Raw genomic sequence first — 12,557 nt, forward strand, 5'->3', positions numbered from 1 at the left:
TGATGCCTCTGCACGTTGAGTAGCACTCAAAAATTATTTAGGACAATATTGATTTATAACCTAAAAAACGGTAAAATTTCAACGGTAAAAATCGGAGAATCACTGCTAACATTCAAATACAAAGACGAAAGATTAACCGAGATTGAAAGAATTACAGGAGATGAGGAAACAAAGGCTTTAATAAAATGGAAAGACGGAAATATAGCTGCAATTCACACAGATGATAATTATTTAGGAAACACCAGAATACTTCTCAACCCGAGCAATCGTCCGAATACTATCGGGATTATCCCATCTCTCCTTGCTACAGAATTTACCCATGAGATAGATTTAGCAATGATGATATCCGGATATTTTGGTAAATGTGACGAATATTTACCTCGCAGTCTCACATACTGTTTCGACGAAAATGACGCAGACGATATTTTACAAGAAGCTATATCATACAATTTTGATTCTCATAATCAAATAATAATTCAATTAGATCAAAATAAAGACAATGCCGTCTCAATTAAATTTATAGTGAAATAACATTTGCCGTAAGAGATATTCTGGAGAATGAACAAGAACTTTCATAGTTAGAGCATATTCCCATATAATTCTGAAATCTTCCAAATTTACATCTCAGGCTATACGACATCAAATACGTAACTCACGGAAAGCCTTCCATATTCTCCGGTTTGTTTCTTTTCCGGGCTTTGTTTGGAAAACCGGGGAATTGTGTGTAAATTTGTGGATATATGGAAAACTATATTGTTTCGGCAAGGAAATATCGTCCGTCGACGTTCAATAGCGTTGTCGGACAGAAAGCGCTCACGGCTACGCTCAAGAACGCAATAGCCACCCATCGACTGGCTCACAGTTATCTGTTTTGCGGGTCGCGCGGAGTCGGCAAGACTTCATGCGCACGTATTTTTGCCAAAACAATCAATTGCAGCAACCCTACCGCCGAGGGCGAAGCCTGCAACGAGTGTGACAGCTGCCGCGCGTTCAACGAGGGCAGCTCGCTCAACATCATCGAGCTTGATGCCGCATCAAACAACGGTGTTGACGACATACGCCAGCTCGTCGAGCAGGTGCAAATCCCGCCATCTCAAGGCACTTACCGCGTGTTTATCGTCGATGAGGTCCACATGCTGTCGGCTGCGGCGTTCAATGCTTTCCTGAAGACACTGGAAGAACCGCCGTCGTATGTAATCTTCATCCTCGCAACCACCGAGAAACACAAAATCATCCCGACCATCCTGTCGCGCTGTCAGATTTATGATTTCAAGCGCATAACGGTCAGGGACATGATCGACCATCTAAGCTACGTGGCATCGCAGGAAGACATGACAGCCGACCCGGCTGCGCTCAACGTGATAGCCCGAAAGGCTGACGGTGCGATGCGCGACGCTCTCTCGATATTCGACCAAGTGGCAGCCTCGTCAAGAGGAAACATAACCTATCAGAGCGCAATCGAGAATCTCAACGTACTTGACTATAACTATTACAACCGCCTGCTCGATTGCTTCCTTTCAGGGAAAGTGCTCAATACGTGGCTGATTTATAAGGAAATCCGCGACAGAGGTTTTGACTCGCACTTTTTCATCAACGGTCTGGCCGACTATATGCGCGATCTTATGGTCGCCCGCGACCCTTCAACAATAGTGCTTCTTGAAGCAGACGATGAAGCCCGGAAAGCAATGGCCGCTACATCAGCGAAGTGTTCTCCCGATTTCATCTACCGCACCATGAATCTCTGCAATGAAGCAGACCTGAACTACCGCACAGCATCCAACAAACAATTCCTTATAGAGCTGACATTGGCCAAGATATGCCAATTGTCAAGCCCCTCCCCCGATAACAGTGGCGCAGGAGAGGGGCGGTTACAAAAAATACAGCCCGCCACTACTTCTGCCACGGCTCAGCAGCCACAGCAATCCCCTACTCCCGCTGCGCCTCAGATGCGCCCGGCCGAGCCTCAAAAAGCCTCGGCAACTATGGCATATCCAAACACTTACGGCGGAAACAATCCGATTCAACAACCCGTAACGCCCCAACCTTTACAGCAAGGGACCGCCCCTGCCCAGCCTGCACCGGCCTCTTACCAGACAGCTCCATCACAGCAGCCAACCACGGTTGCAGCTCCGCCTGCTCCATACGGAGGACAGCAGGCACAACCCATCGCAGCCAAGCGCCCTCTAAAGCGTCCGACATCGACATTTTCAATCAATCCGACCAAAAATACCGCACAATCAGCCGGACAGGCCCAGACAACAGCATCGATCCGCGAACCGCGCAATGGGCTCTATAACCGTGATCAGCTCAACAAGGCGTGGCAGAATTTCATCAAGAGCCGTCCGACCGAACATATACTCATCAACACGATGCGGGCATCGTTCCCGGCTCAGATAGAAGGCCATACATATAAAATAATGGTTGAAAACGAGATGCAGCTTAATGTCATAGAGCAAGCAACTCCGTCGTTGCTCAACTTCATGCGCAATGCCCTTGAAAACGACCATTTCAATCTGACAGTGGAACTCAACCAAGGCTCAGCATCGCCACACACGTGGAGCGAACGTGAGGTGCTAACACATATGATTGAAAGTATCCCTACGCTTAAGGGATTCATCGACGATCTGGGACTGACACTGGGATAGCTCCCTTTCAAACCTACCGATTTTTATGGATTACGAAATTATAAAGTCGCGACACTCAGTCCGTTCCTATACAGACCGACCGCTCCCGACTGAAATCCGACATGGCCTGACGGCTCTTATCGACGAGTGTAATTCAAGTTCCGGACTGAACATACAGCTTGTCACAGACGAACCCAAGGCATTCGGAAGCTCACTGCTTGCCCATTACGGAAAGTTCAGCAATGTCCGTAACTACATCTGCATGATAGGCAAAAAAAGCTCAGGGACAGAGGAACTGCTCGGATATTATGGCGAGCGACTTGTGCTGAAAGCTCAGGAATTGGGTCTTAACACATGCTGGGTAGGGATGACTTTCAAAAAAGGTAAAATTCCGGCCGAAATCAGTGATGGCGAAAAGCTTTATGCCGTGATTGCAATAGGCTATGGAACTACACAGGGAAGCACTCACAAAATAAAGCCCCCGCAACAAATCTGTCCTGAAATAGACTCAGCGCCCGAATGGTTCAGACGAGGTGTCGAATATGCGCTCCTTGCGCCCACAGCCGTCAACCAGCAAAAATTCCGTTTCAAATGGTCAGGCGACAATCGGGTCACGGCAAGTTCTTCATGGGGGTTTTTCTCTAAAATGGACCTTGGAATAGCAAAGCTGCACTTCGAACTGGGTGCAAATCCGGTCAGAGTTGAATGGCTATAAAATCAATTTAACGCAATAGGAATCAATAGGGTAGGGCGCAACCATCCTTCACCACCGCTTCTCTTACAAACAAAACCCTTACTGCCGGACACCTCAAATGAGCTGTCCGGCAGTAAAGGTTTTATTCTGTATTATATCGCTTTCTAAAGACTATTACTTATAGAAAGTATTGATATTGTTGGTCACTTTCTTATTTCCGAGAAGAATACGGTCGAGAGTATTCATCATGCGGGCAGCGCCACGCTGCTGATTGAAGCGGAGTGCATTTTCCTCAAAATCATAAGGACGGCCTTCCTTATCGACTTCAGTCACCTGAAGAACAATGACAGAGTTGTTTGCCTGCATCGGGCCTACAAAAGCACCCTTGGCAGCATTGGCAACCTTACCCTGAACAGCGCTTTCGCTGATACCGAGACCGGGAATCATATACTGACCGAAGTTAACGGTAGTAGTGTCGACAGACACATTCATGAGCTTGGCATAGCCGGCCACGTCCTTAGCCTTGCCTTCATAATCGGCAATAAGTTTGGCAGCTTTCTTATCGTTACGTGCCTGAGCTGCAAGAAGTGTATGAATCTGCGAGTCACGAGCCGGAACAAAACCACCGTCGTAGATATCGTTGACAGCTACAGCAAGGAAGCGACCTGACTGCACGTCGCCGAAGACGGGTGAAACCTGACCTTTCTTTGCATCCATAACCCATGCCACAGCACTGTGCGAGTCATTAAGGTTACCGATCATAGGAGTAGAAGCGCTGACAGTAGCAGGGAATGTTGTATAGCCGGCTTCCTGAGCGTTCTCTGCAAATGACTTGGAATCCTTGTTTTCATCGACATATTTGCGAAGAGCGGCATCAAGTTCGTTGATTGTAGTGTTTGACGGCTCAGTTGTAAAGCTAACAGTAGCAATGTCATAGACAGTTTCGGGAGCTTCACGCTCGCTGACGCGGAAAATGCGGCCACCTTCGGCGAGGGTGTCAGGAGTGAAGTAGACACCGGTCGCACGGTCTGCGATGATTTCCTTTACAGGAGCATAGTTGGGATCAAGGAGAGCTACTGCCATATCCTTCTGAGACTGAGCGACGAGAGGTGAGGCAGAAATACTGTCGAAAGAAACACCTGAGTTAAGTTTGGCTACAAGCGAATCAACCTGAGCCTTAGTGCCCTGAACAGCAAGGAAATCGATTTTTGCATTGGCAACTTCCTGTCCTTTACCGAAAAGTTTCACGATGTTATAGTCGTTACCGGCCTTGTTGACCAAAGCCGCACGGCCTACAGAGAGCGAATCAAGAGTTGCTTTCAGACGGGCCTGCTTGTTGACGTCGGCCTGAGTAACTTTATGGCGGTCAGCCACGAATTCAGGCATATCAGACAGTCCCTGAAGTTCAGGAGTAGAGTTGAGAGCAGCAAGAGCATCCTCAACTTTCTTCTGTCCGGCAAGCATATCGGCTTCGGAAGGAATGATATTGACAGCTATGTAGTTGACAGTGCGAGTAGGCTCGACAAGCACATAGCGGTTCTTATCCTTATTATAAATAGCGTTGATGTCGCTTTCGCTCACTTCGAAATCATCGTCGTTGAGAGAAGAGAAATCCTTCTTGGCATAGATGATATGTGATGTAGCGGCATTGTCATCGTAAAGAGCCTTTGCATCAAGCTCGTTGGCAACGAGCGTTCCTGTGAAAAGATTCTGGAACTTCTGCTGGAGAAGCATACGCTCAACCGACTTTTCAAGGTCAATCCAATAAGCCTGAAGCTGCTGGGCCTGAGCCTGCTGCATTCCATACTTTGTAGGATTGAAAGCCATGTCATGGGCAGTCTTGGCATCGGGCACACCGAGCTGCTGCTGCACCATGCGGTCAACGTATTGTGAATTTTTTCCGACCATCATGTCTGTGAGTTCCTGATCTGTCACTGTGAGACCGAGATCCTTGACTTCCTGATCAAAAAGCTTCTCTGCAATCATTGCATTGAGAACCTGCTGCTGGAGAACAGCCTGATCCATGCGCTGATTCTGTGCCTGAGCCTGCTGTGAGGCATCCTGAACACGACGCTGGAATTCCTGAATGTCGATTTTGTTGTCATCGACCTTTGCAATGGTAGTGCCGGTCCCGAAAAGCGAGCGACCGGAAGTAAAGAAGTCTCCGATGATAAAAGCCAGCAGACCGGCTCCCACGAAGATGAGCAAGAGGGCTGACTTGCTACGGATTTTTTCTAATGTTGCCATTTATGTTTAGATGATTTTTGATTTAAGAGTGATGATAAGCCACGCCGACAACCGTGATGTTTACCATCCAAAGGATAATCTGCGCGGAATTAACGCACAAAAGTACTATAAATTCCATTTAATTCAAAATGAACGCATTGAAAATCATCCCTCGCACTGACAAAAATGAGTGAAAAAATCCAAAAAAATGCCTACATGCGGTGTAATATTAATTTATATATACGCGTTTTCATTAATATCAGGCAATATGGCTAATTTATCATCTTTAACAATCCGACCATGCGCAAGACTCTTTTCATTCTTCTCGCCATTATCTCGGCAGCTACATTTTCAGCATCAGGCATAAGCCCGCGTGCAGGCGTCTCGATACTCGGCGACTCCTATTCCACATTCGAAGGGCATGTAACTCCTGACACCAACTATGTGTGGTATTTCAAAACTCCGAATCCCGAACTGACAGATGTCAGCGATGTAAGTCAGACATGGTGGCAGCAACTCATACGCGACAAGGGTCTCCGTCTGGAAGTCAACAATTCTTTCTCCGGCGCGACGATATGCAACCGTGGCTACAGGGGAGAAGACTATTCTGACCGCTCTTTTCTCACCCGCGTGAAAGCGTTGGGCTCACCCGACATAATCCTTGTATTCGGCGGGACAAACGACTCATGGGCCGGAGTGGAAGTCGGGGACTACCTTGATGCTGAAGGAAAAACGGCCGACGGCTCTGCCCCGGACCTCTACACTTTCCGCCCGGCACTCGACATAATGCTGGCGGAAATGAAAAACTACTATCCCGGGACAGATATATACTTTATAGTAAACACCAAACTTCGTCCGGAAATCACAGAATCAATCGAAACACTCTGCCGTAAGCACGACATCGAGACAATCATGCTCAAGGATATCTCCAAAAAGGCCAATCATCCTTCAGTCAAAGGCATGGCAGAGATAGCCCGGCAGGTAGGGGAGAGAATCAAATAGTTATCGACCGAAAATACCGTCAAGCCATTTTGTGATCACGTCAAGTGTTTCAGGAGAAATATCCTCCTGAATGCCGGCATATTCCTGAACCAATCCTGTCTTAGCCCGTTGGAACAGATGGTTATGGCCTGACATAAGCTTCGTTATAGCCCCGGGATTTTTTTCGGAGATTGTAGCGAGATTCTCAGGAACGACCTGAATGTCAAGACTGCCATTCAGCGCCAGCCAAGGTTTATTGACCGCACTTATATCAGCCGACGGATCATAGCGAAGCATTTCCCGATACCACGGTGAAAGGAGCACGCCTATCTGTGAGGCCAATTGCTGTTGCACCGACGGCAACTTTGCCGTTTCGCCGAGGCTCTGTGCCAATGTCATATATATAAGTGTATTAGCCTGCACATCAGGCATGTCGGACTTGGCAACATCAAGTAGCGAACGCTGCAACGCCTCCCCGTCCCATCGTCCGGCCATCCTCACCGCCGTCGACCGGCACTGTGACATCACCACGGAATCCCCTGCCCATGCAGGAGCGGCAAGCGTGACTATAAAATCACATTTCGGATTATGGGCTGCATTCCTTATGGCTATAGTCCCGCCTTCAGAATGCCCGATGACACCTACGGGAATCTCTGAAAAGCAAGAATCGGCATAAGAAATGACCGATGCTATATCGCGGACAAAATCATCGTTGGTAGCTTCCGCAAAATTACCGCCGCTACCACCTATCCCTCTGTCATCCATACGCAAAACGGCATAGCCGTTTGCCACCAGATGTCCGGCAATCGTCCTGAATGGCTTATGCCCCATGATTTCCTCATCGCGGTTCTGCTGACCGCTGCCTGTCGCCATCACGACTACGGCTTTAGGAGCCATGCTGTCAGGGACGGACAGTGTGCCGGCAAGCTTGACCCCATCATGCCTGTTTAAAACCGTAATCTCCCTGTCGGCAGCCTGTAGTGGGAAACCGGCAATCATCAATGTAAACGACGCGACAACACCTCTCGCTATTTTAATCATTCTCATAAACTTAGTCAAAATAAAATCTATGATTAAACAATCGACGAAAGCTTAATCCTACACTGCACTACAGATTTTTTTTGTTTTTCTTTGCCGGATTAGCCGGAAACCATCCTCGTTCCACCCGTTTTTCCTGCTCGAATATTTCTCCGATGGTCCAGAAAGAAGAAAATGAAAACACACCAAGCAGGGATGACCAGAAAACATCATCGACAAGAAGCGTCCCTGCAATTCCCATAATTCCAAGCAACAGGAAACACCACCAGCAGCGTGTTCCGAAATAATATTCACACTTGATGGTTACCGGATGGAAAATACCGATTATGATAAATGTACAGATGCCTATTGTAAGGCCAAGCAAATGATACTCTGAAAGAATTTCGCTCATGGAAAATTATTATCTATTGGATTGTATTTATTTATAATTCTGTAGATTCAACGGACTGAAGAGAAGGGGATATGTATCTGATAACTGAACAATCGACGCTATAAGGCGTCACATTCTCCACACGAGGCTGACGGCCTTTATGATAATAAAATGAATTCTGCCTGTCCCATGATGGAAACTCTACCCGGCGCGTCGCACCCGACGGAATATCCGCACGCAACAGCCTTTTCATTTCATGAAGCATTCGCCCCTGCATGTCTTTGTAGGTTATCCGGATTTCAACCGCAGTTATTTCCCTTTCTGTCCTATTACTTATAAACAGACTTTCCTTCCGGGAATTCAACGGTTTATCATATCCCGACAATCTGACATCGGCCTGCGATACAACCATCACGGTATCAAACGGTAGCTGACGGGCATCCTCCTTCTGCCTCTTCTCTACCCTTAACTTTCCGCGAAGCGTCTTCTCGGCACTCGCCTTCTGTCCCGACACCGATGCCGAGAGAACAATGAAAATCATCAGAAAGCGTAGAGCTGAATACATGTATCAATCTGTTTTAGCGTGGAACTACTGTATCCTTACAGATAGCGAGGTTCGGCAGGAATGGCAGGCAGCGGATACACCCGTATACAACCATTTATGTCACCGGGCTTCTTTTCCCTTTTGGTTATCAGACGACTATACATATAAGGCAAGAGTCTCCACCAATTAAAACTAAACGTCGTGCCATAGCGGTTTATTGCCATACGTCCGTCACTGTCACCAAGTGTCAGCGTAAAAGTGCGAGGGGAATACAATTTCGTGCCGTCGTCGGTCCTTCCGGTGTAAATCCTTGCATCATAGACACCTCGTTTAGCCGTCGGAGAAAGATAACCCATCACCGTACCGGGACGCAAAGACAAATCCGCCGCACGCACGATAACCATCCTGTAGGTCACTGTTCCTGCTTCGTCGGCTGAAAATTCACGGTCTGCCACCCGTTCAACGGCCATCAATGTCCCTTCTGCGGCAAAACGCCACAGGCCTTCGACTGAGTGCATAGGCATAGTTGAAAGCCGTTCGACCACTTCCGCCGCAGTGTCGTAGCCAGTCAGCCTTTCTGAAAAACCGGGCACATTGTCAAGCACCTTCGCCTCGATTCCCTTAGAGGAAGTCGAGGCGAAGACACCGGTTGTCGTGAAAAGCACGACAAGAGTAGTAAATATGCCTGATAAGTGAATCTTACACATTATGGAGAGAGTGATGGGGCAGTAAGATCAACCCTTATATTGACGAGAATTTGTATGCAAATCCAAACGAAAGGATTTCTTTAAGCTGGAATTTACGCCAGTCAGCGTCATTGCTTGAAGGAGTCGATGTGTCATAGCGCATATGGACATAAATCTGTGTCGACAGGAAACGGTTGATATTGAATGAGAGTGTATTTTCCCAGTCGCCATAAGCATAGTCATAATCGGTAAAGACAAACAACCTCGAACGAAGACTGATATTGTCACGGATAACCCACAAAAGCTTGGCTTCGGCGTTAGAACCATACTGGCTCACTGTTTTACGCCCCTTTTCTATACCATATGATGTCTCGTCCATACGATGATTGACACAGGTCTTCATATTCCATGAAAACGGTGAAATCGAAGCGTCAAGTGTAAAGGTCTTTTTGGGATTTGCATAATTATAAGTCATACCGACACCGACATTGAGCTCACCGGGAGAAAGGAAAGCACCTTTCATGTCATGAGTATTTGCCTTATAATTATGCAGGAACTGGGTCTTGAACGAGACATTTGTCGAATAATACCAATATTTAGATGCTTTGTAACCTGCAAGCATATTAAATTGGAACAAATCCTCGGAAATCGAATAATTTCTAAGCGAATCGTTAGGAGCATCATTCATGCCGAGTTTATACTGGAACGTAGTCTCGAAAAGCAATTTTTTATGGAAAGCCGGATTCAGCTTCACATTATAGAAGAGGTTGACAAGCACATTTATATTGTTGTTACCTCCCTGATACCAGTTTGGCGATACATAGGCCTGAGAGAACTGGATTGAACTGTTGAATGTACGCAGCCAGTACCGGCGTCCGAACGTCGCTTCCATCTGTTTCTTGGGAGCTTCTTTTATAGGAAGTTCGGCTATGACTATCTTGGCAGTATTCGGATCGACAGTAGCCTCGAACTTCTTGGGTGGCTCAGGCAACGATGCCTCGTCGAAACGCACATCCGCCGGAAGATTCACGATAAACGACTGCTTTGCACGACGGATAAGATTATTGTGATAATAATCTGTCGCAAGCCATCCATAAATCGAATCGGTCAACGCCACCTCACCTCCGGCATCGGCGATGCGGATAGTGTCGAGCATCTGATATGAATCAAACACAACGGGACGGAAATAGTACGACGGCAGGGGAGTGGTCGGTACATACATCGTATTAAGCAGACTGTCGATCGGCAGCGGACCAAACTTTAGTGAATCCGCAACCAGTGAATCGGCCGACAACACGGATATTACAGACAGATTACCGTCAGCCGGAGACAACAGTTCAAGCGAATCGGCCTCAAAATCATTGGCCGAAAACCGGTAATTATAGATTTCAGAACGTGTAAAAGGAGCTCCAAATATAGAAGCCGTCTGCCCAAACCCTGAGACAAGGCCTAAGACAGTTAAAAATAATCCCGATAGAAATGTCCTAAACATGATGATTGGTAAATCCTTGAATGAATTGAAAACTATTGACTCTTGTCAGAGTCTGATTACCCGATTTGTTATAATGTGCAAATTTACATAAAAAATTCCTCAACTACAAAAAAAGCATAAATAATGACAGCTTCCTTTCATGGACCTGTTAATCCATGACCGGAAGCTGTCAGTAGTGTCTTCAGACTATCTGAAATCCTTCAGGATTCAGAAGCTGTAGCTGATTCCTATCGAGGGGATAAAAGCATGGAGCTTATAGTCAGCGGTAAACGTTCCTGTCGGTTTGAAACCCATTGCATCAATCATCGACGAGGGAATTCCGGCATCTGTAAGCTTTTTAATCATTGTCGCGCCGAGAAGGTCGTTATACTCGCATGACGCATTATCGATGCCAAGACCGGCAACATACATGAAGGCGAGATCGATTGAAAGCGACGGGATAGGGCGGAACGACAGACCTACGGTCGGCTCAATCTTGGTCATGCCCGGAGTCTCGGGGTTGTAATACTTGTCATTGACAGGAGATGTATCAATCATAAGACCGAGACGTGCGTCAAAACGGTCAGTCACAGCATACTGTCCACCGAGTGAATAGCACCATGAGTTCTTATACTTCTTGGTTATATTCTGGTTATAGGGAGTGAGCTGCTCGGCAAGGAACTCAATGTCAAGACGCTTGTAGGCATGCCATCCTGTAAGACGGGCATCGAAAGCGAGTGTGAGACGGTCGACAGGCTTATATGACACACCAAGTCCCATAACCCAAGGACAAGGCATCTCGGCCTTGAAATTAGCCTCGTTTATGAGGTCAAGACTCTCGCCAAGAATACCCTGAGCAACTGCATTTGCATATTTGACATGGGCATCGCCGGCCTTGACCTTCATCTTCATCTGAGAGCGGTATGAAGCACCGACAGTGAGATTTTCAGTAATGTTGTACATCGCACCGACATTGAAACCGACCACCATGTCAGCCTTTCCGTTAAGATTGACGGATGCAGGTGTAGTCGAACCGAACGCAGGAGTCTCAGCCGGAAGCTGACCGATTGTCTTGAGGGCGTTTATAGCCTTGTCAGTGGTCTCGGCAGTCACAAGTCCCTTGTTGAGATCGACAGTGCCCCATGAAACCATTGCTCCCGCACCGATTGAGAATTTAGGTGTGATTGCCCATGCCAGAGTCGGCTGAATGGTAAACACTTTAAGGTTTACATTCTGATTGAGCACTGCACCGGGCCAGTTGTCAGTCCAGTTTATCGAAGAACCATATGGTGTATAGAACGAGATTCCACCCTTAAGATTATCATATATTGAAAATGCGGCATGTACGCCTATAGGAGTGGAAACACCGTTGTCAGTGGTATAATCTACGTTATCGACAGTTGCGGTGCAAGTAGGCATTATACCGGTGACAGAACCCGACAAGTCAAGGGTCTTGTCCATATATGCCATACCTGCGGGATTAAAGAACATGCTTTCAGCACCAAGCTTAAGTGCAATACCCGTGTGACCCATGCCGATCTGTTTTGCCGACAATGAATTGATCTGGTAACCTTCAGCTTTTGCTGTGCCCCAAACCGAGACAACAGCCAAGGCTGCGACAATAAATTTCTTCATAGATAGAAAGTTAATGATTGGCGACAAGAATAGCTATATCAACATAAGATTCTTGCCTGTAAACTATTAAAATCGACCGCAAAGGTAGAGTTAACCCATGAGATACCCAAGTGAATATACACTTTTTAACAGAAAAATTTTACTGAATTTCTGTTTTTTTGGTCAAAATATAACGGACATCAGAGCTTGCCGACAGTTCCCCATTCTATATCCAGATTATCCAAACAGCCGATTTTAACGTGAGTTCGATATAAGCAATAGACCATTCACCAATAAAACAATCAGCCA

General features: G+C 46.8%; 11 protein-coding genes. 4 read left to right on the plus strand and 7 right to left on the minus strand.

Annotated elements, in window-relative coordinates; all coding sequences use genetic code 11:
* The first annotated feature begins 48 nt into the window (after positions 1 to 48).
* The 3 genes from QZ311_RS11625 to QZ311_RS11635 all read left to right on the plus strand — a co-directional run bounded on the left by QZ311_RS11625 (position 49) and on the right by QZ311_RS11635 (position 3,339).
* Positions 49 to 531: a DUF4595 domain-containing protein gene (locus QZ311_RS11625; protein WP_297068199.1), complete on the plus strand. Its 483-nt coding sequence runs from the start codon at positions 49 to 51 to the stop codon at positions 529 to 531.
* Between the two features lie 209 nt (positions 532 to 740).
* Positions 741 to 2,645: a DNA polymerase III subunit gamma/tau gene (locus tag QZ311_RS11630; RefSeq protein WP_297068201.1), complete on the plus strand. Its 1,905-nt coding sequence runs from the start codon at positions 741 to 743 to the stop codon at positions 2,643 to 2,645.
* A 25-nt stretch (positions 2,646 to 2,670) separates the two neighbouring features.
* Positions 2,671 to 3,339 (plus strand): nitroreductase family protein, encoded by a 669-nt coding sequence (locus QZ311_RS11635; protein WP_297068204.1) that lies wholly within the window; start codon positions 2,671 to 2,673, stop codon positions 3,337 to 3,339.
* Between the two features lie 153 nt (positions 3,340 to 3,492).
* Here the strand turns inward: QZ311_RS11635 and QZ311_RS11640 are convergent, their stop codons facing one another.
* On the minus strand, positions 3,493 to 5,565 hold the full coding sequence (locus tag QZ311_RS11640; RefSeq protein ID WP_297068207.1) for a SurA N-terminal domain-containing protein: 2,073 nt from the start codon (positions 5,563 to 5,565) through the stop codon (positions 3,493 to 3,495).
* A 279-nt stretch (positions 5,566 to 5,844) separates the two neighbouring features.
* On the opposite strand from QZ311_RS11640, the gene QZ311_RS11645 reads away from it, so the two are divergent.
* Complete coding sequence (locus QZ311_RS11645) at positions 5,845 to 6,546, plus strand: SGNH/GDSL hydrolase family protein (RefSeq protein WP_297068210.1); 702 nt, start codon at positions 5,845 to 5,847, stop codon at positions 6,544 to 6,546.
* Here QZ311_RS11645 and QZ311_RS11650 read toward each other — a convergent pair whose 3' ends face one another.
* The 6 genes from QZ311_RS11650 to QZ311_RS11675 all read right to left on the minus strand — a co-directional run bounded on the left by QZ311_RS11650 (position 6,547) and on the right by QZ311_RS11675 (position 12,269).
* Positions 6,547 to 7,566 carry an alpha/beta fold hydrolase gene (locus tag QZ311_RS11650; protein WP_297068214.1) on the minus strand — a complete coding sequence of 340 codons (1,020 nt, stop codon included), beginning with the start codon at positions 7,564 to 7,566 and terminating at the stop codon, positions 6,547 to 6,549.
* Positions 7,567 to 7,633: 67 nt separating this feature from the next.
* Entirely contained in the window at positions 7,634 to 7,954 is a 321-nt protein-coding gene (locus tag QZ311_RS11655; protein WP_297068216.1) for a DUF4491 family protein, read from the minus strand.
* Positions 7,955 to 7,985: 31 nt separating this feature from the next.
* Entirely contained in the window at positions 7,986 to 8,498 is a 513-nt protein-coding gene (locus QZ311_RS11660) for a hypothetical protein (protein WP_297068218.1), read from the minus strand.
* A gap of 35 nt (positions 8,499 to 8,533) precedes the next feature.
* Positions 8,534 to 9,184, minus strand: coding sequence for a hypothetical protein (locus tag QZ311_RS11665; RefSeq protein WP_297068220.1), 651 nt, complete (start codon positions 9,182 to 9,184; stop codon positions 8,534 to 8,536).
* A 34-nt stretch (positions 9,185 to 9,218) separates the two neighbouring features.
* A complete protein-coding gene (locus QZ311_RS11670; protein ID WP_297068222.1) occupies positions 9,219 to 10,655 on the minus strand; it encodes a DUF3078 domain-containing protein in 1,437 nt (478 codons plus the stop codon).
* A 207-nt stretch (positions 10,656 to 10,862) separates the two neighbouring features.
* Positions 10,863 to 12,269 (minus strand): outer membrane protein transport protein, encoded by a 1,407-nt coding sequence (locus QZ311_RS11675; protein ID WP_297068225.1) that lies wholly within the window; start codon positions 12,267 to 12,269, stop codon positions 10,863 to 10,865.
* Positions 12,270 to 12,557: the final 288 nt, after the last annotated feature.

This window comes from uncultured Duncaniella sp., assembly GCF_910578445.1.
GTDB lineage: Bacteria > Bacteroidota > Bacteroidia > Bacteroidales > Muribaculaceae > Duncaniella.